The organism is Vibrio pectenicida (assembly GCA_024347015.1).
GTDB classification, from domain to species: domain Bacteria; phylum Pseudomonadota; class Gammaproteobacteria; order Enterobacterales; family Vibrionaceae; genus Vibrio; species Vibrio pectenicida.
In genome coordinates this window covers 1,087,159-1,113,128 of the sequence record AP024890.1, presented here as the reverse complement: position 1 = coordinate 1,113,128, position 25,970 = coordinate 1,087,159, and the positions used below count along the sequence as shown (strand labels likewise).

Genomic DNA, 25,970 nt, shown 5'->3' with positions numbered 1-25,970 from the left:
GATTAGATTAATTTGGTCTTAACTGAAACGTTCAAAGAACGAGCTTGGTGGCTCTAAAAAGCTTTGGGGCAAAAATGCCTTACCCTAACAAAACCGCCAGTCTTAACTGGCGGTTTAATGTTAATTATTACTCAATGGTTACAACTCGTCTTCTAATGTCGAAAGTCGTGAATTTCTGGTTGGGAAAGCCGTGATAACGTAACCGTCACTACCCACTACAATGGCGACATTGGTAAACAGATAATGATAACGGCCATACACAAAAGTGACCGCTGCATAATCTCTGCGTTGGCCGCCTTCGCCCGTTCTCGTTGTAATTCTAGGGTTACCGTCAACACTGGTTAGTGCTTCCATGATCATGCGTGCTAGCATCTCTTGGTTGTGGAAACCATGCTGCATAAAGTCGTTTTGGTGGCCACCATCTCTGTTGGTCCATATGTGAGTTAAGCCAAAGCCAAATCTATCACGCCTTCCATCATTGGCATCTGATAGAACCACAAATCTGCGGTTATTGCCCGCTGGTGCTCCATCATAGGCAATTGCCCAAGTATTAGCGCTCACTTCATTCCGGCTCATACGTGAACTTACACCGCTGTTATTGAATACCCTTATCATGTTGTTGAAGTTTGTATAAGCTGACCTTCTCGTGAAATATTGTCCGCCAGTTTGCAATAGTGGGGGTAGGGTAACTACCGTATCTGTTACTCTCCTATTCGTTCTCTTTCTTATTTCTCGAACACATTGCCAACCATCATCATCTTTCACTTCCAGATTACTATTTGCGCAAGAGCCAGTAACAATAGTGTCATTGCGCTTTTTACCTTTCTTGGATCGTCGTGAAACAAGCTTGTCCGGTTTTACATTGGACGCATTGGCAATTTGCATTGCGCTATTTAACAGATTTATTGCGACTTCGGGGTTGTGATTGATAAAGTTGTCTAGATTGGGGTTGCCTGTATCAACCGATAGCGCAGGGACTGCTCCTTGCTCTGCAAGGTTAAGATGCTCTTGGACGTCATTAATGAGAGTTTCTAGCTGATCATGGGTAAGATCACCCATAAGGTTTATCGCTTCATTTTGCTCTGTGGTACATGTCCCTTCATCTGCGTCGGTATTTACATTGTCATCACAAGCCAATACATTCATCGCTGTGTTAAACGCATCGGGGTTATTACTGTGAGGCTGAGCTTCTATCACTTCATAAACCACATTATTGCTGTTGCTAGTAGGTTGAGGCTCATCGACAATAAGAGGAGGAACATTGGCCAGTGGTTGATTATTTTGAACACCGCAGATACTAGGCTCTCCCCACATCCTTGCTAATGCCCATGTACCAAGACTTTGTAATGATTGTATGAAGTCCTCAACACATCTCCTTTGACGGTGATGTGCGGTGGGAAGCTCCAATGGTATCGCAGTGTGTTGAGCTAATATGAGGTTTTGTAAATCGTCGGCATACTTATTTTTTTGAGTGAAATTAGAAAGAGTACCGATATGTTTTCCGCTAAAATAGCGCTCATCGATTGCCTCAGAGCTTGCGCTGTAAAGTAGACGATAAGTAGACCACTGATTTTGTGAATACTCATCGGTTCTAAAGTGGATAGGGCTACTGAGTAGTGAGTTACCCACAACGGTAACACCAGTTTCAGGGAAATACTCAGCATCATTCAGTTCCAAAGAAATATTCGTTTTCTCAAATAGCTGTTTTTGCGCTTTATCAGAAAAAATATTAAGTGTAGCAAGTACATACCCATCTGAGATACTTTCCTCTAGATTCAGTTTAAACTCCCAATACTTCATAAGCGGGTAACCTGAACCTGGAGTAAAAAGGTAAGAATCTAAAAGTGGTGGGGTGGGACCCAGTGCACGATCTCCTGTACCGTTATAGCGCATCCGGAGCGTTTTACCATTAATCGCTCCTGTAAGGCCAACGTACCCTAAATTTCCATAACCGTCGACAGAGACTTGTGAATCCGGTGTTGGATCTTCCCCAACCGCTCTTATCATGAAACTGGTGCGATTATCTGTGTCTACTTTCACTAGGACTCTAATTCGGCTAATCAGGTTTTGGCCATACTTGATAGCTGACACCTGATCCATTGTCGTCGTGTGTAATACGCCATCACTCAGCTCTTGGTCAATTGCTAGCTCATTGTAAATAATTTTTTGGTACTTAGTTTCACTACTCGTATCAACAGCATAGAAATTACCTTTTTGCTTAGTACATAGGCTTTGTCCTGTTGGAATATGAGGATCATTATCTCCAATATTAGTCAGGTACTGAAAAGCATCATTATCCATGTTGATACTGTTATCTTGAGTGATGGAGAGTGTTTTGCCATTATCTAGAAAATACCTACCCCATACTTCAATCTTGTTTTGGTTATATAGTTGTGTAGATAGTTTCCTAGCTTCGGCAGGCTTTATTAGTCTATAGCCTTTTTCACATTGCTCGCCCTGTACTTCAATATGGCTAGGAGTGAGGTCGATAATGGCTAACGAATTTGTGGAATAAAAAGCGGTTAGGAAAAAAAATTTTTTTATTTTCTTCATTAAAATTACTAGTTCCCATCGTAGATACATGGAAATTTTATATATAAAATTAATTAAAAAATAAAGTCACATATATAAAAAGTATGACTGTATAGCCAAATTTATAAAATTTAAATAATGATTTTTGTCACCCGTTTTGGTTAGTTAAATACTGCCGAATCTTAATTTAAGAGCTTGAATTTAGAGTGATTAACTTCCTATTGTATTGATATTTAAAACTAAATTTTGCTGAATTGGTTTTGATTAATGTGCGATGGAGAATACTAACTAATTAGAAGTAAATATTGATGTATATGCATGACTAAATATTATAATAGTTTATTTGAAATAATTTATTGTATTTAATTAAGGGTTAAAGGCATTATATTTTTCTTGTAATGCCTGTTGTTGCTATTTTATTGCTGATTTATAATAATATAGTGGTCAATTTTTATTAAACTAACCACTATATTAAAATATTCATCGAGAAAAACACCTGAGATTAGATATAAATTTTGCCTCTTGAATACAATACATCGTCATTTAGCTTGTTCTTCGCATCAATTGCAATACATCGCCATAGGCAAGTTGTGCACTAGAAACTTTATTGTTTTTAACAACGTTCATTATTACCTCTGAGAAGTTAATTTCTTTAAGGTTATTAGATAAATAACTATTACAAAGTTTTATGGTGTGCTCAAGCTTAAGTTTAAGTGTCTCTATCACTTCAGTTGATGGTATGGTTTTTAACTCTTCTAGTTGGTGTTTTACTTGTTCTTTAAGCTCTGGGATAGTTCCCCCGGAAGCACCAGCTGAAACTGCTAAGTATCTTATGCGACCTTCAAGCTTGATTGCTGCTATTTCGTTTAGCTCATTAATATTATTGATCGCATTTTGTAGCATCATTTGGGAACGCGAAAAATTCGAGACTGTTGCAGGAATCTCTAGGCCAAGTTCGTTAGCAGCATTAAGAATTTGCATGATTCTCTCTCCAGGATCACTGATTCTATTCATAATTTCGGAAGTTTTTACACAAAGTGCATCCCGTTTATCCACAATCTGTTCTCTACCTTCGCTAGAAAGTACTTTTTCATAATTGCGTACAAATACCTCAGTTGAACCTATCCCCGCGGCCAATACCATCTTGAATACGGCTCTCCTTTGGGCAAGAGACATTTGGTCCGCATTTCCCATATCGATAGCTGTTAACATGCCAGTGATATCGGAAAACATAATATTCCCAGAATGTAAATCGCCGTGGTAAAAACCCGACCCAAAAATACCTTCTTCGATCCATTTTGATGTTAATGCTTCAATCCCTGAAGCAAGTTGTGCACCTGTTATATATGATGTATTGTCTTCATTCACTGGATTCCAACTTTTTATGTTGTTTTTTAGATCTTCAAAAGCCCTTTTCACTGTTGTACCCGGCGCTTTTTCAAGTACCATATAGCCTTGAGAAGGTGGAACCTTACCAACAAGTTTCATCGCACTTAAGTTCGTAAAACCCTCGTTATATACTTGAGCTGAACGCACATTATCCGCTTCTTTTTTTAAGTCCATTTCAACCTGGATTTGTTGTGAAATACCCTGGAATGTTTTCAACATACCAGGAATTTTTCTCGCCTCTGCTTCAAAGAAACTGAGCTCTCTATCGGCTTTCAAACGGATTCCTGGACGTAGTAACTTGATAACAACTTCTTGAGGGGCTTCTTCGTGTTTCCAATGGATATTCGCCAATACTGTTTCACCGACCGAGGCTGCGCCCAAACTTCGAGATATATCAATCTTTTCAATGGCTCCACCAGATTTAGCAATAATACCCGCAGTAATCGCCTTGACTATTTCTTTATTGATTGGGTTTAAGCCTGTTTTCAGATCATCTAATGCGACTTTCAAGTCACCTGTTGCTTTGTCTCCAAACAACTGCAAAACTTTTTGTAAATATGGGCCTCCTCCCTTGAGCAGGCTGACCAATTTCATTTCTTCATTATCTTTGCTTCCAGAGTTGGTAAGATAAGAAGCTAACATCGCACGCTTATCGACGATCGCTTGATTATCAAAATAATTAGTGAATATGTTGGTTAAGAAGGTTTGAAAGTTACCTTCCCCCATTGCGGCAAGGTTGGTAAGCAAATCTACTCCGCCAAGAGAGTTAAACTCAAAATCAGCTAAATGTGAGTCGATATTTTTAGACATAGCTCCATAGGACTCAGAAGGCATGACATGTAAAGCAGCAGCTACTGTATCTTGATTTATTAGGCCATTTGGTATGTTTAATTCTTGTTTGAGTTCGTTGAGCGTACTACGTATAACGTCGTTTAGATCTGCTGGCAAACCCGCCTCTTCAATCAGAGATGGTTGAGAATAAATACGCGCGAGCAAACCTGAGTTATCAATAAATACTTTTTGAAGTCGCTCTCCGGCATTTTGAGTATCCGCTTGCCAGGATTTCTCTGGTAGGAAAATTTCTGCAAGTAAAGTTCGGATTTGTCTCTCATTGTCTGATTGGGTAGCTCGGTTAACTTGCCTTGGTTCTACACTATCAGCATAGTTAACTCTTTCTTGCTCTGAAAGTGGCTTTATTTGCCAATTTTGTATTAACTCGAGGCACTCCGCATCAAGCAGATTTGCTTTGTTATTATGTTTTCCATCAATTTCATTCTCGATTTCATCAATAGAGCGGTGTTTATCAACTAGGCTAATACAGCAATTGACTAGTTGTTTGGTGTCAATATGATCGAATTTATGCAAATGGGTTTTAGATTCAAGATACGCAATAGCTAAAGATCGTTGATTACTTGTTTCGTCCTTAAAAGCTCTCTTTATGGTATCGGTATTGTAGTTTGTATCTTTAAGTACTATCTCTCGCTTTAGATTCTCTCTGACTTCGCCCATCAATTTGCTTTGAATTGTTGCAGATTGATCGCCAAATTGAACCTCAATATTTTTACCTTCCGGTCTAACTATAATCACACCACCCTTGTAAGGGATTTCAAAACCAGCTTCTTCATGAGGCATGTCCTGTAACCCTTTAAGTAATGTATCTGCCAGATCCGTAAACTCGCTTTGCTGCTGTGACTTGCTATAGGCATGATAAGCTTCAAAAGCTATTGCACCAATACCACCAGTCAATAGACCTACAATCGCCTCAACCACGATACTCGCTGTCGATCGCTGATATTCACCAGCTTTAATCGCCATATCATTATTTGCTGATAGGCCTCTTTGTAAAAACTCTATAGACATGATGATTTTCTCTCTATCGATTGATTATGATAGGAGATTAATCAACCTAAAAAGCTTATTCTTTCTAAAAGCAAAGATATCTAATAGTCACTGGTAGAACCAGATCTTACCAAATGGAAGTCTTGTAATTCTAAATTCGCTAGAAGATATTAATAATCCTAAAGTTTAAGTAATTAAGGATCTTATAAGTCACTTATGATGTATGTCCTTATGAACTTCTATTATTGGCTGGCAAAAAATACCTGAGATTAGATATAAATCTTGCCTCTTGAATACAATACAGCGTCACCTGAAACGATCACATTGTCATCACTCACATGGCAATAGACTACGCCGCCATGTCGTGATGCTTGGTAGGCTTTTAAATGGTTTTTGTTTAACTCTTTGGCCCAAAAAGGCGCAAGAGATGTATGAGCTGAACCTGTAACAGGGTCCTCACAATCACCGACATCAGGCCAAAAGTATCGCGATATAAAGTCGTAATTCTGACCTTTAGCTGTAACGATAAGATCATAAGGAGCAAGTTTCTCTAAGTACTCTCGGCGCACTTTTACCTGTATTACTTCCTCTTCATTATCAAAAACTGCAAAATAAGCCTGAGGCGTTTTGAGTACTTTCGTTGGGCTAATGGAGAGTGATTCAAAGACCTCGGCGGGACATTCGGCTTCGATTGGCAACCTATTAGGAAACCCCATTAGAATCCGACCAGAGAGATCTTTCTCTACATCTAAGGTGCCGATATGAAGGGTATCGAATAAAATTTTCCCCTCTAAATCAAAGAACTGATAAAGGCAAAAGGCGGCAGCGAGTGTTGCGTGGCCACAGAAGTCCACTTCAGAGCTTGGGGAAAACCAGCGGATAGCATATCTGTTGGCTCCGGTTGGTTTGACAAATGTCGTTTCAGACAGATTATTCTCAGAAGCAATATTCTGCATGGTCTCATCACATAGCCATTCACTTAAAGGAACCACTGCTGCTGCATTACCTTTAAAGCGTTGTGTGGTGAATGCATCGCAAATAAACATTTCTAGTTCCATATCTAATTCCTTGTGTCTTATATGGTTTTTATAGGCATCATATGCATGGCAATGGGAATTGTAATGCATTACATTGCTGTTGTGTGATGATCACTACTGAAAGTCATACTTTTATTGCATTGTGCTTATCGCGAAAAATGGCTGAGAGTCATAACCTCAGCCAAGATCTAGAAAATTGATTAACAGCTACTCATTTGAGTTTAGGTATACATCAACGAATCATGATTTAATTGACTGATGTCGTTCGCTCCAGTCAGCGTCATGGCTACTTTCATTTCTTGTTCATAAAGATCAAGCAGATTTTCAACCCCTGTTCTTCCTTGCGCAGCCAAGGCATAAATATACGAGCGACCCAGCATGGTACAATCCGCGCCTAAAGCGAGCATTCTTACCACATCAAGCCCTGAGCGAATCCCGGAATCGACCAATATTTTCACATCCCCTTTTACGGCATCGGCTATGTATGGGAGCGCTTTGGCCGAAGATAGTACGCCATCGAGCTGACGCCCGCCGTGATTAGAAACCACTATGCCGTCTGCGCCAAAATTGACAGCATCTTTGGCGTCTTGTTGATCTAAAATACCCTTTATCACCATAGGGCCTTGCCAAAAGTCACGAATCCACTCCAAGTCTTTCCAGCAAATTGAAGGGTCAAAGTTCTCACCTAGCCAGCCAATGTAGTCTTCAAGCTTGGTTGGTTTACCTCGATAGGTAGAGATATTACCGAGATCATGGGGCTTTCCCATTACGCCAACATTAAATGCCCAATCAGGGTGACGCATTGCCTGAAAGACTCGTCGCATCGCGGCGTTAGGTCCACTCATTCCAGAATGTAAATCTCGGTAGCGGGCACCTGGGATGGGCATATCGACGGTAAACACCAGCGTACTCACACCAGCTTCTTTCGCACGTTCAAGAACATTTTTCATGAATCCACGATCTTTTAGTACGTAGAGCTGGAACCACATCGGCCTTTCAAGCTTGGATGTCACTTCCTCAATTGGGCAAACCGACACCGTTGACATGGTAAAAGGAATACCTTTTTTCTGCGCTGCGAGTGCGGCTTGGACTTCACCACGTTTAGAATACATACCTGTTAAACCAACGGGAGAAAGGGCAATAGGAAGATTTAATGATTCTCCGAAAATCTCGGTTGATAAGTCTACTTGAGACATATTTTTTAGCACTCGCTGCTTGAGCGCTATTGTCGTTAAGTCTTCACTATTGCGTTTTAACGTATGTTCGTTGTATGACCCACCGTCAATATAGTGAAATAAGAACGGTGGAAGTTTAGATTTTGCGGCTTTTCGATAGTCGGTTGCAGATGAAATGATCATAGATAGTAGTCCTAGATTTAAACATCGGATAAATTTAAGTTGTTCTTGACGGATACTTTATACCATCAATGCGTCCGTAATCTTTAGGCCATAGATTGTAACTAGCCCGATGATACCTGTGAGAATGAGGTAATATAATGTTGGTAACACGGTTTTTCGGAGTGTAGCTCCCTCTCGACCCAATAACCCAACAGTGGCAGACGCCGCGACCACATTATGTATAGCAATCATGTTACCTGCAGCAGCACCGACAGCTTGCAAGGCAACAACAGTCGCACTTGAAATAGACAAGGTTTGAGCAACTTCAAACTGAAATTGACTAAACATCATATTGGATACCGTGTTAGAGCCTGCAATGAAAGCACCAAGGGCACCTATGGCAGCACTTAAGGCAGGAAAGGCATCTCCAGCAATACCTGCAGCGAAATTGGCGGTTGTAACAGGCATACTTGCTAAATCTGCACTGTTCACTCCTGAGTTAATAAAAATTCTCACCATGGGGATGGTGAAAACCAATACAAAACCTGCACCTATTAAGGTTTTACTGGATTCACCAAACGCTTTAGTTAATGGTTGAGCACTGCGTGATTGAATCATAACCGCAATAATAGCGACAAAAACTAAAATTCCCCCTGGTAGGTACAGAGGTTGTATAACAGCGCTGATATCTGCTTGGTTGAGTATTTGGTTAAATGACAAGCTGATGTTGGTAAGTAGCGTTTTGAAGTCACTACTGACACGACTAGCGACTAAAACTACAGCTAAAAGGACATAAGGAAACCATGCTAGCCACATACTCATGGCTTTATCTTTTGTATCATTAAGCTCTATTTTGAGTGAGCCTAACCATTCTTTAGGCCACTGGTCTTCACTTTCAAAATCCCAAGTAGTACGGGGGACTAAAAATCCTTTTTTAGCGGCGAATACCACGATAGACAATCCAATCAATCCACCAATTAACGATGGGAATTCTGCACCAAGGAAAATACCAGTTAATGCGTAAGGGACGGTAAAAGATAAACCCGCAAAAAGTGCAAATGGAACAATATCTAAGCCTTCAGTCCAGCTTTTGTTTTTGCCAAAGAATCGAGTAAGCATAATTGCCATAAGCATTGGTATGAGTGTACCAACGCAGGCATGGATAATCGCAACGCTTGACGTTATTTGTTGCAGATAACTCCCCCAATCAGAACCATTAGCAATGAGTAACTGACTGATACTATGGCTATCTAAACCCTTATTCACACCGACTATGATGGGAGTACCAACGGCACCAAAGGAAACAGGGGTAGATTGTATCATCATGCCCATAAGTACAGCGGCAAGGGCAGGGAAACCGATGGCAACTAATAAAGGAGCTGCAATGGCTGCGGGGGTACCAAACCCTGATGCTCCCTCAATGAAGGAGCCAAAACACCAAGCTATGATAATTGCCTGTACTCGTCTGTCTGGAGATATGTTAGTAAAGCCATTACGGATAGTGGAAATGGCGCCTGTATGTTTTAAGGTGTTGAGAAGAAATATAGCGCCGAAGACAATCCAAAGGACAGATACAGTGATAACTAACCCCTGTATTGTTGAGGCTAGGATTCTAGTGGTTGACATATTCCAAATGAAAAAAGCTATAGCAACGGTTATGCCAAAAGCAACGGGCATCGCGCGCTTTGCAGGCCAGTTAAGCCCAACCAATAAGACTGCTGCTACCACTATTGGTGAGAAGGCCACCAAGGCCAATATCGTTTCACTCATAAGTACATCCTCGTACAAGTGGGCCTTAGGACTCTCCAGAGTCTCTCAGGTTTAATAATTGTGAAGTGAGTGTTAAATTAGAGTGAATTTACCGCTTTATTTTTTATGGATACAGGGAAATAATGAAAATAATTCATTCCAAAAATCACATAATAATATGAAATCAGATGATATTATTCTATTCTCACAGATTGTTGAACTGGGAAGTTTTAGTAAAGTTGCTGAGGTAAATAACCTTACAAATTCGGTAGTTAGCAAAAGGATTGCACGTTTAGAACAGCATGTTGGTACCCAACTTTTATACAGAACGACACGTAAATTGACCTTAACTGAGGCTGGTAAGACGCTGGCTCTGGGTGCAAGAAATGTGAAGCAAGCTGCGCAAGAAGCGATGGATTCAGTGTCTGGATTTGGTGAAAGCATCAGCGGCCATATAAAAATGTCTGTTCCCTGTATATCTGGAGATTTGGTACTCGCAGACGCCGTTGCCGAGTTTTGTACTTTATATCCTGGGTTGACAGTAGATATGTCACTCGATAACCGTTTTGTTGACCTGATTGATGGCGGCTATGATCTCGTTATTAGAACGGGCTACCTAGAAGACTCGAGTCTAATAGCTCGCCATATTCTCGATTCTCAGTGGGTTGTGTGTGCTTCCCCATGTTACCTTTCTCGTAATGGTAGGCCAATGAAGCCACATGACTTAATTGGTCATAACTGCTTGCAGTATGCATATCAAACTACTGGAGCTTCTGATTGGGAGTTTAAAGGGTCATCTGATAACTATATTGTGAAGGTTTCAGGAAGTTTTTTTACAGACAATGCTGCAGCATTAAGAAAAGCGGCGATTGGAGGGCATGGTATTGCCTATGTGCCTCGTTGTCTGGTTTATCATGATATTCGAAATAGTCAACTAGTCGATATTTTCCCCGAATTAGTGGGTAAGTGCTTAGGTATTTATGCGGTGTATCCCTTTACACGCCAGCCTCCTAACAAGGTGAAATTACTCATAGAACACATTCGTACTCGGTATCTTGAGATTAGCCATTATTTTTAGATAAAGCTTGTAAACAGAGTTTTAAATGAAAAATATGAGCACCAAAAAAGCCGATGTATCAACCTCTACATCGGCTTGATAGCTAAATATGGAATTAAGCGGCTGCGACGTCTTTTTCGTCTAAATCGAATGAGGCAGCAATAAGCTTTTTGGTGTAATCATTTTTCGGAGACTGGAAAATCTCTTCTGCTGTTCCTTCTTCCATCACTTCACCCTTTTGCATCACTAAAACGCGATCAGATAAAGCTTTCACAACACTGAGATCATGACTAATAAACAGAAACCCAATGTTGTGCTTTTTCTGAATGTCTTTGAGTAAATCAATCACAGTTAACTGTACGGATCGATCTAACGCAGATGTTGGTTCGTCCAATAAGATAAAGGAAGGTTCTAATATTAGAGCACGAGCAATGGCGATACGTTGACGTTGACCACCAGAAAATTCGTGCGGATATCGGTTAATTGACTGGGGATCTAAGCGAACTTCATTTAAAGCGATTCGTGCTCGCTGCATGCGTTCAGAGTGACTTAGCTGAGGTTGGTGGACCGTTAATCCCTCTGTAATAATATCGCCAACCGTCATTCGAGGAGAAAGAGAACCATAGGGATCTTGGAAGACCATCTGAACGTCTTTTTTAAGTGCAAATCGTTCTTTGTTGGTTAAAGAAGCTATATCATGACCTTTAAACGCAATATCACCTGTGTAAGGCAGCAGACCGATAAGAGCGCGGCCAAGTGTTGACTTACCAGAGCCCGATTCGCCCACAATACCAAGAGTTTCTCCTTGTTTTAGCTCAAGAGATATTCCTTTAACGGCCTCAAAATACTGGTTTTGACGTGAGATAAAGTGGCTTTTAATTAGGAATTTAACTCGAATATTTTCAGCTTTAAGTAGGGGAGATGCATTTGGTTCGATAGGGTGTTTGCTGCCCTTGGGCACAGAATTTATCAACATCTTGGTGTATTCGTGCTGAGGATCGCTAAAGAGGGAATGACACTTTCCTTCTTCAACTACGTCACCTTCACACATGACGATGACACGATCAGCAAGGTGCTTAACAACGCCTAAATCGTGAGTGATAAAAAGGATCGCCATGCCCATTTTGACTTGAATTTCTTTGATTAGATTAAGAACTTCTGCTTGGACTGTTACATCTAGCGCAGTAGTAGGTTCGTCTGCAATAAGTATGTCGGGTTCATTGATGAGCGCCATAGCGATCATTATACGTTGTAGTTGGCCACCAGAAAATTCATGAGGGTATTTGCTGTATGCTTGCTGCGGGTTAGGTAAGTGAACAAGCTCAAACAGCTCTAATACTCTTTGCTTTGCTTGCGATCCTGAGACAGACTGGTGGCATGTGAGCGCTTCAGCCACCTGAATTCCAACTCGCATAAATGGATTAAGTGACGTCATCGGTTCCTGAAAAATCATACCAATACGATTGCCACGAATTGTTTGCATGGATTTTTCTGACATACTCAGTAGCTGCTCTCCTTCAAATACAGCAACCGATTTTTTATCTACAATGGCATTTTTAGGAAGTAGTTGCATTACAGCGTTGGTTGAAACGGATTTTCCGCTTCCAGATTCACCTACAATAGCGAGTGTTTCTCCTTGAAACAACTCGAAACTGACATTCTTAACTGCATCAACAATACCATCATTGGTTGTAAAACTGATGGAGAGGTTCTTAACCTCAAGAATCGGCATCTGTGACATTTAAACTCCTTGTGTTCATCGTTTAATGAAAGCTGTCCATAGCATTGTCATAGCTCTTTAATGCTGAAAAATGATGGTGAGCTTTTTGAACTTGTTCAAACTCTAACATCCATTGTGCATTTCGCTGAGCACTACAAAATGCGCCCATGTGTGATAGTAGATCGTTACAACTTTTATCTAATATTGAATGGGTGGCTTCGACCAGTTCGATGGGTTCAATCGACATAAACTGCAGCAACCCATAACTTTGGTTGAGTAAGTCGAACGCATTTTGGTACTGACCCATTTTATTGAGTATTTCTGATTGCGAAATTGCAGAATCCCTTAAACTTCTCAGCAGGCAACCAAATTGACAAGGTTGTGTTTGGTCATCATTTAAGGCGCTGTGGATATGATTGGGTAAATGTGTGAGAACTTGATCATACAAATGATGGGCTTCTGGCCAATGACCTTGCTCTAACAACTGCTCTGCTTTTAAATAGTAAGTCCAGCATTGTTGTAGATCCATATTTGATTAACTCCACCAAAGTCGTTGCTGATACCATTTAAAAGTAATTATGCTGTTATTGCAAATAATTATCATTTAATTTGCTGTTTGATGACGGAATTGAGTGATATTTAACCACTTAAACGCTGAGTGTGCCTAAGTCACTAAAATATAAATAAAACTAGCCTACACTTGGACGTTATAGAGCTAAAAAAAATAATGATAAGGAACATAGAGATGGCAATTCAAAGGCTTGAATCAAGCCAGCTGTACCATGCTGCGCAGCTAGAAATGCTGCCAAGCAAGTCGACGAAAGAGCTGGCACCTATTGACGAAATTGTTGGTCAAAAACGCGCACAAAAGGCAGTAGAATTTGCAATGTCCATTAAGGAAAAGGGCTATAACATCTATGCCATTGGTCAGAACGGATTGGGTAAGCGTACTATGATTATGCGTTACCTAAATCGCCATCAACATGACGTAAAAACACTATTTGATTGGTGCTATGTTGCTAATTTTGAAGATATTAGGACTCCAAAAGTGCTGGCTTTACCGCGTGGAATCGGTAATCAGCTTAAGCAAGACATCGAAAAGCTGATGTCGAAGTTGGTCAATGCTATGCCTTTGGCCTTTGATAATGAACTTTATTACAGTCGTGCAGATAAACTAAAAAATCAGTTAGCCCAGAAGCAAGAGGCGGAACTGGCTATCATTACAAAAGATGCAAAAACGAAAGGGATCAGTCTAACCATTACCAGTCAAGGCGACTATCAATTTGTTGCGATGAATGATGATGAAATGCACACAGAAGAGTCATTTGAAGAGTTGTCTAAAAAAGAGCAGGAATACTTTGGCTCCACCATCGATGAACTTGAAATTAAGCTGCGGGATATGGTTCGTCAGCTGACTGAATGGGAAGAAGCGTACAGTGAAAAGATTAAGAAACTCAATGATGATGTGACTCTTGATGTGATTACTCACTTTATCAAGCAATTAAAAAAAGATTACTCGGGTTACGCGGCGATAAAAACATATTTGACTGACCTTCAACAGGATATTGTTGATAATGCAGATATTTTTTTAGAACAAAGCGGTGAGCAGGGTGAGGTCGCAACAGCATCATTGGATAAAAAACTGCCTAGACGTTATAAGGTTAACGTCCTGGTAAGCCGTAAGAATGATGATTTTCCGATAGTTGTCGAAGAAAACCCTAATTACCATAGTTTGTTTGGTTACATCGAGACGGCAACATTTAAAGGCACGGTATTCACAGACTTTTCACTGATTCGCCCTGGTAGTTTACACAAAGCGAATGGTGGAGTGCTAATGATGGATGCACAGAAAGTCTTGGAGCAGCCTTATGTTTGGGATGGACTAAAACGTGCGCTGAGAGCACGCAAGTTGAGTTTTACCTCTCTTGAGAAAGAAGTCACTTTAACAGGTGCTGTGTCACTTGATCCAGAAGCCATTCCACTTGATGTAAAGATTATCTTATTTGGTGACTATCGAACCTATCAATTGCTACAGCACTACGACCCGGAGTTTAGTGAACTATTTCGTGTCACGGCTGATTTTGAAGATGAAATGGTTCGTACCCCAGAGTCGGAGCTGCAATATGCTCGTTTTATTTCAAGTGTGGTTCATGATAATAATATGCTGCATTGTGATAAAAAGGCGATTGCACGAATCATCGAACATAGCTCTCGATTGTCAGGAGATCAAACGAAGCTTTCGCTCCATTCAGCAAATATTGCTAATTTGATTAGGGAATCGAATTATGTAGCTCGTCAGGCGAACTCGAATATGATCCGTTCGAACCATGTTGAGGAAGCGCTTGCAAATCAAGAGCTAAGAGTGAGCCGTTTAAAAGACAGTGTTATGGAAGGGTTTATCAATGGCACAACACTATTACAAACTCATGGTTACTCTGCTGGGCAAGTTAATGCGTTGTCGGTGCTGAGTACCAGTGAATATATGTTTGGTGCACCTAACCGAATTACTGCAACGACCTGCTACGGCGATGGTGACGTTATTGATATAGAACGTAGCGTTGATTTGGGTGGTAGCATCCATTCAAAAGGGGTGATGATACTGACGGCGTATCTTTCTTCTGTTTTTGGCAAAACAGCTAAAGTGCCTCTCACAACCACAATTACATTTGAGCAGTCATATGGAGGAGTAGATGGGGATAGTGCCAGTATGGCTGAATTCTGCGCGGTCGTTTCTGCTTTTTCAAAACAACCAAATTGCCAAAGTATTGCGATTACGGGTTCTATGAATCAATTTGGTCAAGCTCAGCCTATCGGGGGGGTGAACGAAAAAATTGAGGGTTTCTTCGATGTATGTGGAATAAAAGGTCGCAGTGACCACCAAGGTGTCATCATACCTAGGGCCAATATGCATAACCTTATGTTGAGACCCGATATTGTAAAAGCAGTCGAACGTGGTGAATTCCATATATGGGCGATTGACCATGTGACAGAAGCGATAGAGTTATTTATGGGTAGACCTGCTGGAGAGCCAAGTGATGAAGGCAGTTATCCCATTGACACTATATTTGGTATTGCGCAGGCTAAACTTAATGCATTACGTAAATAGAGACATGGGCTTTCGTTAGAAAGCCCTTTTCTTTATTTAAAGCTTAATCAGTTCATTCCCTGATGCTTTATTGTGGTGAAAAGCATTAATATTACCGAGAGTTGTATCGGCTATATTGCCCAGAGCTTCGTCAGTTAAAAAAGCTTGGTGGCCGGTGAATAAAACATTGTGACAGGCAGAGAGGCGGCGAAAAACGTCGTCAACAATAATATCATTTGATTTATCGCGGAAAAATAAATCTTTTTCATTTTCGTATACATCTAGCCCAAGTGCGCCAATCCTTCCTGTTTTTAAAGCCTCAATTGCTGCTGCTGCATCCAGCAGGCCACCACGGCTGGTATTAATGATCATGACACCATCTTTCATTTTATCGAAAGCGCTATTATCGAGGAGATGATAATTATCTTCAGACATTGGACAATGCAGCGTTATGACGTCACTTTTCTTGAAAAGTTCTTCTTTACTACAGTAAGTTGCCCCAAGTTCTAATGCGATTGGGTTTTCAAATGGATCATAACAGAGTATCGTCATGCCGAGTCCTTTAAGGATCCGCATGGTAGCGATACCTATTTTACCTGTACCAATAACACCAACCGTTTTTTGATGGAAGTTGAAGCCGACCAGTCCATCAAGAGAAAAATTAGCATCTCGAGTACGTTGATATGCCTTATGGAAACGGCGGTTTAAACACATCATCAACCCTAACGTGTGCTCAGCAACTGACTCTGGAGAGTAAGCCGGCACTCTAACGACTTGTATGCCTAAACCCTCAGCTAAATCAAGGTCTACTCGATCAAAACCAGCACATCTCATTGCAATAAGCTTAACGCCTTGTAATGCTAGTTCTTTCAATACTAGAGCAGACAAGTCATCATTAACGAAGGCACACACTACCTTACAGCCGTGTGCCATCTTGGCAGTTTTCTTCGTGAGTTGGAAATCATGAAAATGCAGTTCAAAGCCAAATTGCTTATTTACTTTTCTAAATGATACTTCGTCATACGACTTAGCGCTGAAAACGGCGACATCTAACATATGGACCTCTCAAAATTTACGATGAGGAAAAACTTAGTGATATTGAAGCGTGAAATTGAGCAAAGTTAAAGAATTAATTACTGATAAAAGTTCAACATACTCAGGTAAAACCTCAATGCATACCGATGCTTGTAATGTCTATTTTGTTATTAAAAATAAAAGTGCATAAATTACATACAAATTGCCCATAAAGATCAAAATTTACTGCTAAATTATTAGAGATAAATTAAATAGCTCTTAGCTTTATTATCATTAAGTTAGGTGGATGTTGTAGCTAGGTGCTTAAAGGTATTTATTCTCTGGCTAGGATATATAAACATGATTACAAAAAAGCTATCTGAGGTGTCAATAGCGACACGAGCATGGTCCATCTTAGGCTTATTTGCTATTGGATTGTTGGCAAATACGTTTCTAAATATCGATAAATCTCGGCAGCACATGCGAGAAAACTATGAACGCGGAGTCTCAACACTAGTTGAAGCAGCCACTGGTGTTGTGAAACACAACTATCAACAATATCAATCGGGTAAAATTTCTGAAAGTGAAGCAAAATCGAGTACGTTGAAAGCAATATCAGCGATGCGATTTGATAGTAATAATTACATTTTTGTAGTGAGTCGTGAGGGAGTTCAGCTTGCAACAGGGGTTGAATCACTGATTGGCAAGAATATTCGCGACTTACAAGATAGTGAAGGCCGCTATTTTGTTCAAGACCTATATGGGTTAGCGCAAAAAGGTGGTGGATTTGTTGATTATTATTGGAAAAACCCTAATTCGACCACATCAGATCTTAAAACCAGCTATGCGACCATTTTTCAGCCGTGGGGGTGGATGATTGGTTCTGGAATGAATATGGTGGCCCTTGAGGCCGATATGCGTAGCTCTGAAGTAGCATCTACAGGCTATGCGGTAATTATTCTTATATTATTATCCTTAGCAATAGGATTCTTTATCCAAACCATTACCACCCCTCTAAAGCGCACGGTAAGCGCAATGAAAACACTGTCTCAAGGTGAAGGTGATTTGACACAGAGGTTAGAAGAGAAAGGCAGTAAAGAGCTAATAGACTTGGCCAAATATTTTAATCAATTTGTGGGTTCGGTTCAGGATATTATGCTCAGCATTAGTGACTCAGGTAGTGAAGTCTCAAGTGCTGCTGGCCAGCTATCAAGGTCAGCAATACATATCGACCATAGCTTGAATCAGCAGCAAAGCGATGTTGAAACTTTGGCAAGTGCGATGACGCAAATGTTGGCTACTGTTGAAGAGGTAGCAGCACGTACGGTCGAAGCTAATGATGCTAGTCGATTGGCCGCTAAGGAGGCCAATCATAGTCATGAAATTATAGATAAAAACGTTGGCGGCGCTAACGAGCTTGCTGGAGAAATTCAGTCTGCCAGTCAGGTTGTGCAGCAACTGGCCACAGATGCACGCAATGTTGACACCGTTTTAGAAGTGATCCGTGGTGTTGCTGAGCAGACTAACTTGCTCGCATTAAACGCAGCAATTGAAGCAGCGAGGGCAGGTGAGCAAGGACGGGGTTTTGCTGTGGTTGCAGATGAAGTTAGAAGTTTATCACTAAGAACACATGAATCGACACTTGAAATCCAGAATATTGTGGAGAAGCTTCAGGTTGGTGCTGAAAATGTGGTTAAAGCAATGGATCATGGAACGGCGAGAGCTACCAATGCATCGGAGTTATCAAGTCAAGCTGGCACGGCAATTAACAAGATTAATCAGGAAGTACACACCATTGAAGAGATGAACCAGCATATTGCCACTGCGGCTGAAGAGCAAACGGTGACAGTGAATGAAATGAATCGCAATATGGTGAGTTTAAGTGATATGGCTTCATCGGTGTCGGCAGAGTCAGCACAGATGTCGAGTGCGAGTACAGAACTTGACCGTGTCTCAGACAATTTGATGTCAATGATCCATCGCTTCAAGCTAGCTTAGCTTGAGGCCTTGAGCTGATATGGTAGAATCGACTCAAATTGTTCATTAATTAAGTTCCTGATGAGACATTTAAAAACGTCTATCCATCCTGATATTGACCATTTGGATGATAAAGTTATCATTCAAAGAAATGCGGCTAGAGCAATTGTGGTTGATGGAGAGGAGATTCTCCTACTTTACACACAGCGCTATCATGATTACACCATTCCAGGTGGTGGTATTGATGATGGAGAGGATATAATTGCTGGAATGATAAGAGAGCTAGAGGAAGAAACTGGCGCTCAAAATATCCATAATATAAAACCATTTGGCATCTATGAAGAGTTCCGTCCATGGCATAAGCCTGAATTTGATGTATTACATATGCACTCCTACTGCTATACCTGCAAAGTTGACCGTAAGCTGGGAAAACCAGCTTACGAAGATTACGAAATCAAAAACGGCATGAGTGCAATGTGGATTAATATCCATAACGCTATTGCCCATAATGAAAAAACCATTGCGAACAGTCCTAAAAAAGGTATGAGTATTGAGCGTGAAACGTTTCTTTTACACTTAATTGCCAAAGAAATGCTTTAGGCAACATGTTGCCCTTGTCGTACTTTATTATTGGTGCCAAGGCACATTTTTGTTGCTAGTGTTTCTATGAGTGCGATATAAGTGCCTATACTTATTTAAGTAACTGAATTAATAATAATATACCTGAGGTTGGAAAGGATATTGCCAATGAAGCAAATATGCCGCATTCTTTTAGGGGCTATACTCGCTAGCCTTAGCTCCATCGGACAAGCCAAAGTGATCGAAACAACCAGCTTGGTTGGATTTGGAAAAGCTAAATACCCAGACAATTTTACCCATTTTGATTATGTAAACCCCAGTGCACCAAAATATGGCAAGATAACTTATGGCAATATTGGAACCTACGATAACTTCAATCGTTATGCATCAAGAGGGGTCTCAGCTGCAGCAACTGGAGAATTGTATGATTCTTTGATGTACTCCCCCAGTGATGAAATCGATGCATATTATCCTTTAATTGCTCAAAGAGTCAGATATTCTGATGATTTTACTTGGCTTGAACTTGATATTAATCCCAAGGCTCGATTTCATGATGGAGAGTCAATAACAGCGGAAGATGTCGCTTTTACCTTCGATAAATTTATGACCGAAGGGGTGCCTCAATATCGTTCTTATTACAAAGACATCAAGTCCGTTATAGCAAAAAATAAATATACGGTGCGGATTGAGATGGCGACGCCAAATCGCGAAAAGTTATTCAGTTTTGCTCAATCCACACGGGTATTGCCGCAGCATTTTTGGAAAGATAAAAACTTTTCAGAACCAATACCTGTTCCCCCAGTTGGCAGTTCGGCTTATAAAATTATCGATTATAAGTCTGGCCAAAGTGTAACCTACGCTTTGGTAGAGGATTATTGGGCTAAGGATCTTCCAGTTAATGTTGGCCGGCATAATTTTAAGCAAATTCAATACGATTATTATCGTGATGATACCGTTATGCTTGAAGCATTTAAGGCGGGTGAATTTGATTTTCGCCTCGAAACCTCGGCAAAATTTTGGGCCAATTCTTATACAGGGGCCAACTTTGATAAAGGTTTTATCACTAAACAGGAAATCCCCCATCAAAAGCCTGAAGGTAATAAAGGATTTGTTTTTAATACTCAGAGGGAAGTGTTCAAGGATGCAAGAGTAAGAGAAGCGCTGAGCTATGCGATGGACTTTGAGTGGATGAATAAAAATATGTTTTATGGTCAGTATTCGAGAACTCGTAGTTATTTTCAAAATACAGATTATGAAGCGAAAGGCTTACCCAGTGAGAAAGAGCTCAAGGTTTTGGAACCGTTCAAAAAAGCTATTCCTCCACGAGCTTTGACACAAGAGTTTGAGCCACCAAAAACCGATGGTTCGGGGCATATCCGTGCGCAGATGAGAGTCGCGTTTAAATTGTTAAAAGAAGCGGGCTGGGAATTAAAAAACAAAGTGCTTACCAACAGTAAGACGGGTGAGCCCTTTAGCTTTGAGTTAATGATTTACAGCCCGACGGACGAACGCATTGCTACACCGCTGCAAAATAACATGAAGCGTATGGGCATTAACATGAAAATTCGCACCATTGATACAACGCAGTATACAAAACGATTGAGAGATCGAGACTTTGATATGATCTCCAGAGCTTATTCTGCAAATCCATATCCCAGCCCTAACTTACTCATTATATGGAATTCTAATTATATCGATTCAAGTTACAACTTTGCGGGAGTGATGGATCCAGTCGTTGATAGCTTGACGATGACAATTGCCCAAAAGCAGCAGGACCCAGAAGCTTTGCTTACTTTAGGGCGAGCGCTTGATCGTGTTTTGCAGTGGAATTTTTACATTATCCCACAATGGTACGTCAGTACATATCGTGTAGCCTTGTGGGATAAATTTGATCGCCCTGAAACGATACCTAAATACGATCTTGGGGTTGACACTTGGTGGGTCTCGAAAGATAAAGCGGCCAAATTACCTGCAAAACGACGTTAACGCTGAGGGATATATATGACAGCTTATATCTTTCGCCGACTATTATTGGTTGTCCCCACTTTATGGGCGATTATAACGATTAATTTTTTTATTATTCAAATCGCTCCAGGCGGCCCAGTCGAGCAAGCCATTGCTCAAATTGAAGGGCACAGTTCCGGAATTATGGAGCGTTTTGCAGGTGGGGGTAGTGAAGTTTCTCTTGATTTAGAAAACGATGTTAGCCTAAGTGGATATAAGGGTTCAAGAGGTTTAGATCCTCAAGTTGTTGAAGAAATTAAAAAACAGTTTGGTTTTGATAAACCTATCCTTGAGCGCTACATAGATATGCTTAAAGATTATGCCACCTTTAACTTTGGAGAAAGCCTCTTTAAAGGTGGTAATGTTATCGATTTAATTGTTGATCGTTTACCAGTATCTATTTCTTTAGGGTTATGGAGCACACTGATTATCTACTTTATTTCGATCCCGTTAGGTGTAATGAAAGCAATACATCATGGGTCGAGGTTTGATATTTGGTCGAGTGCTATGGTGATAGTAGGTTATGCAATCCCAGGCTTCCTATTTGCTATTATATTGATTATTTTGTTTGCTAGCGGTAATTATTTTAGTTGGTTCCCATTACGCGGTCTTGTTTCAAGTCATTTTGATCAAATGGTGTGGTATGAGCAAATTATTGATTACTTTTGGCATTTGGCCTTGCCAATACTCTCAATGGTGATTGGTGGGTTTGCAACTTTAAGTATGTTAACTAAGAACTCATTTCTTGATGAAATTAGTAAGCAATATGTGGTTACTGCTAGAGCGAAAGGCTTGGACGAAAGCAGTATTCTTTATAGGCATGTTTTTCGTAATGCCATGCTAATTATTATTGCTGGTTTTCCGGCAGCATTTATCAGTATCTTCTTTACAGGCTCAATGTTGATTGAAGTTATGTTTTCACTTGAAGGGATCGGTTTGCTTGGTTTTGAGTCCACAATCCAAAGAGACTATCCAGTGGTATTTAGCTCACTCTATATCATGACATTACTGGGTTTGGTGCTGAGTATTATTTCTGATTTAACATACACTTGGGTCGACCCAAGAATTGACTTTGAGGCCCGTTAAATGAAGAAAAATAAGGTGGCTAATCCGTTAAATCAAGCGCGTTGGCACAGGTTTAAGGCCAACAAACGTGGTTACTGGTCGCTATGTATATTTATGGTGTTATTTGTCTCAAGTTTATTTGCTGAGTTAATTGCCAACGACAAGCCACTGTTGATTGAATATGAAAACGCTTGGTATTTTCCTATTACCACTCAGTATGCTGAAACCATGTTTGGCGGTGAGTTTGAAACCGAAGCCGATTATAAAGACCCATATGTCGTGGAGTTAATTGAAGAAAAGGGTTATATGATTTGGCCTACTATTCGATTTAGCTATAGTAGTATCAACTATAATATTTCCGGCTCTGTCCCTTCAGCTCCTGATAGTGTTAATTGGTTGGGGACAGATGATAAAGGTCGTGATGTACTTGCTCGGATTATTTATGGTTTCCGAATTTCTGTGCTGTTTGGCATCATCCTTACTGTGATTTCGAGTGTCATTGGTGTCATTGTTGGCGCAACACAAGGTTATTACGGTGGCTGGTTAGATTTGTTCGGCCAGCGTTTTATTGAAGTTTGGTCGGGAATGCCAACATTGTTTTTGTTGATTATTTTATCCAGTTTTGTCGAACCAAATTTTTGGTGGCTGTTGGGTATTATGGTGTTGTTTAGTTGGATGAGTTTGGTCGGGGTAGTGAGGGCTGAATTCTTGCGTTGTCGAAACTTTGATTATGTTAGAGCTGCATTAGCTATGGGGGTTGGTGATAGTCGCATTATGAGAAGGCATATGTTGCCCAATGCCATGGTAGCGTCTTTGACTATGATGCCTTTTATATTATCAGGTTCAGTGACCACTCTGACATCTTTGGACTTTCTGGGATTTGGTCTTCCTGCTGGTTCACCTTCCTTAGGCGAGTTACTTGCTCAAGGTAAGGCCAACTTACAGGCCCCTTGGCTTGGCTTTTCAGCTTTCTTGGTATTATCTATTATGCTCACCCTTTTAGTATTCATAGGTGAAGCGGTACGAGATGCCTTTGACCCCCACCATCAAGGCAGGTAACTATGGCGAAAGATATACTTACATTGAATGGTTTGTCATTAGGTTTTGGCGTTGGTAAAAATATCGACCAAGTGACAAAAAACGTGTCGTTTACTATCGCTAAAGGAGAAACACTGGCGTTGGTTGGTGAAAGTGGCTCGGGAAAATCAGTCACCGCAAACGCTATCCTCAAGCTTCTGCCCAAAGGCTCTTCTCATTATTTGGAAGGTACGATTAACTTTGATGGTTCAGACATACTTAACTGCTCCGAACGAGAGCTAAGAGGTATACGGGGCAACCGTATTGGCATGATTTTCCAAGAGCCGATGGTTTCTCTTAATCCGTTACATAGAGTCGGGCGGCAACTAGTAGAAACACTGGAGATACACAGTGGTGTTCGTCAGAACAAAGCGCAAAAACTTGCGATTGAGTGGCTAGAAAAAGTAGGAATTCGTTATCCAGAAGTGAAGATAGATGCTTACCCTCATGAGTTATCTGGTGGTGAAAGACAAAGAGTCATGATCGCAATGGCTTTGATAAACAAACCGGAGCTTTTGATTGCAGATGAACCAACGACAGCGCTAGACGTCTCTGTTCAGGCACAAATATTGGAGTTATTAAGAGATTTACAAAAAGAAATAGGCATGGCGATGCTCTTTATTACCCATGACCTAAGTATTGTTCGGCGAATTGCTGACAAAGTTGCTGTGATGCAAAATGGTGAGTTGGTCGAACAAGCGGACTGTTATTCATTATTTTCAGCCCCACAGCATACTTACACTCAGACACTTATTCATTCGGATCCTAGAGGTTTACCGGTAGATGTGCCTGAAGAATCTGAAAGCCTTGTCACGGTCGATAAACTTAAAGTTTGGTTTCCTATAACTGGTGGATTGCTTAAGAGAGTCGTATCGCATATTAAAGCGGTTACTGATATGGACTTTGACTTAAAACGAGGCCAGTCAATGGGTTTAGTCGGTGAAAGTGGCTCTGGTAAATCAACCACTGGTATGGCAATTTTGCGCCTGGTAAATTCCGAAGGCTCTATACGCTACCAGCAACAAGAATTGCAAGGGCTAGGTCGAAAAGAGATGCTCCCATATCGGAGTAAGATGCAAGTTGTCTTTCAAGATCCGTTTTCTGCGTTAAATCCCAGAATGTCTGTCGCTCAAGTGATTGGTGAAGGTCTTTATGTTCATCATGACTTAGATGAATTGACGGTTGAACGAATGATTTGTGAAGCAATGGAAGACGTTGACCTAGATCCAGAGACTCGCTATCGGTTTCCGAATGAATTTTCTGGTGGCCAACGACAAAGGATTGCTATAGCAAGAGCCTTAGTACTCAAGCCTGAATTCATTCTTCTTGATGAACCGACGTCATCTCTTGATCGTACAGTTCAGGCTCAAGTACTTGAATTATTAAAATCTCTCCAGCAAAAATATGCTTTGACCTATTTATTTATTAGTCATGACCTAAACGTAGTAAAGTCGCTATGTCACCATACCATTGTGATGAAGCAGGGGTTGGTTGTCGAAAGTGGAGAGACATTAGATCTGTTTGAAAACCCGAAGCAATCTTATACACGTAAGTTGGTCGAGCTATCAAAGTTTTGAATGTAGATTATTATAAGTTGAAGCCCTAAAAGATGAAGATAAGGCTTCAATGGTTGTTATAGGTTATGGCTTATAGATCTTGCTCTAAATAGGCCTTTATAATACCGTCTAACTCTCCAGTTTCTTTTAGTTTGGTTAGTACTGAATTAAAGGTAGTAACAAAATCATCTTTAAAGGGGTATTTATCGGGCTGGATAGTAGTAAAGCCTAGGTAACCTTGTTCAGCACTCACGACTGCTCCCAAAGTTAGCTTCCAATCAATTGGCAGTAACCCATCAGTAGTCATTCGCCTGATTTCCCATAAAATAGATAGACGATCGTTCATATAACAATCAATCTTATTCTCGTACAATTTTATAAGGCTGGGTCGGCTGCCTTTAGCTTCGGATACTGTGATTTTCCCTGCTTTAACTGCATTCCAAAACTCATTGCCACCTAGTGAAAAAGCTTCATTTACACCAATAGTCAAACCCAAATAATCGGCTGGCCATTTGCTCAGAGGACGATCTTTAACACTGGCGTTATTGCAAAAAACAACGACTTCTTCATTTAAAATCGGCGTTGAGTACGGCGAGATATAAAATCGTTTATCGGCGTAGTAGTATGGTGGGAATAGAGCGAACCCTCGTCCAGACTTGAGCATTTTCAGCCCTCGTTTCCATGGTATGGGTACGATTTTAATTTGATAACCAGGCATATCTTTAAAAACCCGACGAAGAATATCGCTATAGATGCCTTTTGAAATGCCATTTTCTACATAGCTGTAGGGAGGGTATGCGTCATCGCCATAAACCAATACTTTTACGGGTGGTTCGAAAGCAAAGACACGCCACGAAGCAATGAGTAAAATGATTGTCCATTTGAGCAAAGCGGATCCCTTTAATGTGCTCCTTATAGTAGTAACTTTAGTTTATTTATTTCACGATAGGCAT

General features: G+C 40.6%; 17 protein-coding genes. 8 read left to right on the top strand and 9 right to left on the bottom strand.

Going from position 1 to position 25,970, the window contains the following annotated elements:
* Positions 1-138: 138 nt before the first annotated feature.
* From OCV27_RS19955 to OCV27_RS19935, 5 genes are all read right to left on the bottom strand, one after another.
* Positions 139-2,553, bottom strand: a complete 2,415-nt coding sequence (locus OCV27_RS19955) for a hypothetical protein (protein ID WP_337969454.1) — start codon at positions 2,551-2,553, stop codon at positions 139-141.
* Between the two features lie 522 nt (positions 2,554-3,075).
* Complete coding sequence (locus OCV27_RS19950) at positions 3,076-5,781, bottom strand: AarF/UbiB family protein (protein WP_125322869.1); 2,706 nt, start codon at positions 5,779-5,781, stop codon at positions 3,076-3,078.
* Between the two features lie 248 nt (positions 5,782-6,029).
* Complete coding sequence (locus OCV27_RS19945; RefSeq protein ID WP_125322868.1) at positions 6,030-6,818, bottom strand: PhzF family phenazine biosynthesis protein; 789 nt, start codon at positions 6,816-6,818, stop codon at positions 6,030-6,032.
* Between the two features lie 200 nt (positions 6,819-7,018).
* Positions 7,019-8,155 (bottom strand): FMN-dependent L-lactate dehydrogenase LldD, encoded by a 1,137-nt coding sequence (gene lldD / locus OCV27_RS19940; RefSeq protein WP_125322867.1) that lies wholly within the window; start codon positions 8,153-8,155, stop codon positions 7,019-7,021.
* A 57-nt stretch (positions 8,156-8,212) separates the two neighbouring features.
* Complete coding sequence (locus OCV27_RS19935) at positions 8,213-9,904, bottom strand: L-lactate permease (RefSeq protein ID WP_125322866.1); 1,692 nt, start codon at positions 9,902-9,904, stop codon at positions 8,213-8,215.
* 157 nt (positions 9,905-10,061) lie between these two features.
* On the opposite strand from OCV27_RS19935, the gene OCV27_RS19930 reads away from it, so the two are divergent.
* Positions 10,062-10,961: a LysR family transcriptional regulator gene (locus OCV27_RS19930; RefSeq protein ID WP_125322865.1), complete on the top strand. Its 900-nt coding sequence runs from the start codon at positions 10,062-10,064 to the stop codon at positions 10,959-10,961.
* Between the two features lie 94 nt (positions 10,962-11,055).
* Here the strand turns inward: OCV27_RS19930 and OCV27_RS19925 are convergent, their stop codons facing one another.
* Positions 11,056-12,681, bottom strand: coding sequence for an ABC transporter ATP-binding protein (locus OCV27_RS19925; RefSeq protein WP_125322864.1), 1,626 nt, complete (start codon positions 12,679-12,681; stop codon positions 11,056-11,058).
* A 22-nt stretch (positions 12,682-12,703) separates the two neighbouring features.
* Complete coding sequence (locus OCV27_RS19920; protein WP_125322863.1) at positions 12,704-13,189, bottom strand: hypothetical protein; 486 nt, start codon at positions 13,187-13,189, stop codon at positions 12,704-12,706.
* 216 nt (positions 13,190-13,405) lie between these two features.
* Here OCV27_RS19920 and OCV27_RS19915 point away from each other — a divergent pair, with 216 nt between their 5' ends.
* Positions 13,406-15,766: a Lon protease family protein gene (locus OCV27_RS19915; RefSeq protein ID WP_125322862.1), complete on the top strand. Its 2,361-nt coding sequence runs from the start codon at positions 13,406-13,408 to the stop codon at positions 15,764-15,766.
* Between the two features lie 36 nt (positions 15,767-15,802).
* On the opposite strand, the gene OCV27_RS19910 is transcribed toward OCV27_RS19915, so the two are convergent.
* The gene (locus tag OCV27_RS19910; protein WP_125322861.1) at positions 15,803-16,801 is read right to left on the bottom strand and encodes a 2-hydroxyacid dehydrogenase; all 999 of its coding nucleotides are present in this window, start codon (positions 16,799-16,801) and stop codon (positions 15,803-15,805) included.
* Between the two features lie 318 nt (positions 16,802-17,119).
* Here OCV27_RS19910 and OCV27_RS19905 point away from each other — a divergent pair, with 318 nt between their 5' ends.
* The 6 genes from OCV27_RS19905 (at position 17,120) to OCV27_RS19880 (ending at position 25,038) form a co-directional block, all read left to right on the top strand.
* Entirely contained in the window at positions 17,120-18,757 is a 1,638-nt protein-coding gene (locus tag OCV27_RS19905; RefSeq protein ID WP_125320809.1) for a methyl-accepting chemotaxis protein, read from the top strand.
* 60 nt (positions 18,758-18,817) lie between these two features.
* On the top strand, positions 18,818-19,336 hold the full coding sequence (locus OCV27_RS19900; protein ID WP_125320808.1) for an NUDIX hydrolase: 519 nt from the start codon (positions 18,818-18,820) through the stop codon (positions 19,334-19,336).
* Positions 19,337-19,483: 147 nt separating this feature from the next.
* On the top strand, positions 19,484-21,301 hold the full coding sequence (locus tag OCV27_RS19895) for an extracellular solute-binding protein (protein ID WP_125320807.1): 1,818 nt from the start codon (positions 19,484-19,486) through the stop codon (positions 21,299-21,301).
* 15 nt (positions 21,302-21,316) lie between these two features.
* Positions 21,317-22,405, top strand: coding sequence for a microcin C ABC transporter permease YejB (locus tag OCV27_RS19890; RefSeq protein ID WP_125320806.1), 1,089 nt, complete (start codon positions 21,317-21,319; stop codon positions 22,403-22,405).
* Positions 22,406-23,443 (top strand): ABC transporter permease, encoded by a 1,038-nt coding sequence (locus OCV27_RS19885; RefSeq protein WP_125320805.1) that lies wholly within the window; start codon positions 22,406-22,408, stop codon positions 23,441-23,443.
* Between the two features lie 2 nt (positions 23,444-23,445).
* Positions 23,446-25,038: an ABC transporter ATP-binding protein gene (locus OCV27_RS19880; protein ID WP_125320804.1), complete on the top strand. Its 1,593-nt coding sequence runs from the start codon at positions 23,446-23,448 to the stop codon at positions 25,036-25,038.
* A 70-nt stretch (positions 25,039-25,108) separates the two neighbouring features.
* On the opposite strand, the gene OCV27_RS19875 is transcribed toward OCV27_RS19880, so the two are convergent.
* Positions 25,109-25,906: a substrate-binding periplasmic protein gene (locus OCV27_RS19875; protein ID WP_245986700.1), complete on the bottom strand. Its 798-nt coding sequence runs from the start codon at positions 25,904-25,906 to the stop codon at positions 25,109-25,111.
* Positions 25,907-25,970 lie beyond the last annotated feature (64 nt).

Coding starts and splice junctions, on each gene's coding strand:
- OCV27_RS19955 (WP_337969454.1), bottom strand. CDS start 2,553: ATGAAGAAAATAAAAAAATTTTTTTTCCTAACCGCTTTTTATTCCACA.
- OCV27_RS19950 (WP_125322869.1), bottom strand. CDS start 5,781: ATGTCTATAGAGTTTTTACAAAGAGGCCTATCAGCAAATAATGATATG.
- OCV27_RS19945 (WP_125322868.1), bottom strand. CDS start 6,818: ATGGAACTAGAAATGTTTATTTGCGATGCATTCACCACACAACGCTTT.
- lldD (WP_125322867.1), bottom strand. CDS start 8,155: ATGATCATTTCATCTGCAACCGACTATCGAAAAGCCGCAAAATCTAAA.
- OCV27_RS19935 (WP_125322866.1), bottom strand. CDS start 9,904: ATGAGTGAAACGATATTGGCCTTGGTGGCCTTCTCACCAATAGTGGTA.
- OCV27_RS19930 (WP_125322865.1), top strand. CDS start 10,062: ATGAAATCAGATGATATTATTCTATTCTCACAGATTGTTGAACTGGGA.
- OCV27_RS19925 (WP_125322864.1), bottom strand. CDS start 12,681: ATGTCACAGATGCCGATTCTTGAGGTTAAGAACCTCTCCATCAGTTTT.
- OCV27_RS19920 (WP_125322863.1), bottom strand. CDS start 13,189: ATGGATCTACAACAATGCTGGACTTACTATTTAAAAGCAGAGCAGTTG.
- OCV27_RS19915 (WP_125322862.1), top strand. CDS start 13,406: ATGGCAATTCAAAGGCTTGAATCAAGCCAGCTGTACCATGCTGCGCAG.
- OCV27_RS19910 (WP_125322861.1), bottom strand. CDS start 16,801: ATGTTAGATGTCGCCGTTTTCAGCGCTAAGTCGTATGACGAAGTATCA.
- OCV27_RS19905 (WP_125320809.1), top strand. CDS start 17,120: ATGATTACAAAAAAGCTATCTGAGGTGTCAATAGCGACACGAGCATGG.
- OCV27_RS19900 (WP_125320808.1), top strand. CDS start 18,818: ATGAGACATTTAAAAACGTCTATCCATCCTGATATTGACCATTTGGAT.
- OCV27_RS19895 (WP_125320807.1), top strand. CDS start 19,484: ATGAAGCAAATATGCCGCATTCTTTTAGGGGCTATACTCGCTAGCCTT.
- OCV27_RS19890 (WP_125320806.1), top strand. CDS start 21,317: ATGACAGCTTATATCTTTCGCCGACTATTATTGGTTGTCCCCACTTTA.
- OCV27_RS19885 (WP_125320805.1), top strand. CDS start 22,406: ATGAAGAAAAATAAGGTGGCTAATCCGTTAAATCAAGCGCGTTGGCAC.
- OCV27_RS19880 (WP_125320804.1), top strand. CDS start 23,446: ATGGCGAAAGATATACTTACATTGAATGGTTTGTCATTAGGTTTTGGC.